This window comes from Cupriavidus sp. DL-D2 (assembly GCF_039710735.1).
In the GTDB taxonomy this organism is placed as follows: Bacteria; Pseudomonadota; Gammaproteobacteria; order Burkholderiales; family Burkholderiaceae; genus Cupriavidus.
Genome location: NZ_JBDKXK010000167.1, coordinates 1 through 303 on the forward strand (window position 1 = coordinate 1; position 303 = coordinate 303).

Consider the following 303-nt stretch of genomic DNA (forward strand, 5'->3'; position numbering starts at 1 on the left):
CTGATGAGCCAGGGCGTAGCCGTCGCCAGCGCCTTCGGCCTGATGCCCGGTATCGGACTGACCGCCGAGCAGATGCGCCAACTCACGACAGATATCGTGTGGATGGTGTCGCAGGACGTCACCCTGCCCGATGGGTCCACGCAATCGGTGCTGGTGCCAAAGGTCTATCTCGCGCACGGCAATGGCGTGAACCTGAACGCCACGGGCGCACTGGTCGCCGGCAACAGCGTGGAGATCCGGGCGACGGACAATGTCGCGAACAGCGGCGCCATCGTTGGCGATAAGTCCACGAAGGTGATCGGC

Annotated in this window: 1 protein-coding gene; it reads left to right on the forward strand. The window is 64.4% G+C overall.

The window, feature by feature from the left end:
- A partial coding sequence (locus ABDB81_RS30505) for a hypothetical protein (RefSeq protein WP_346814434.1) occupies window positions 1–303 on the forward strand: 303 nt, incomplete at both ends.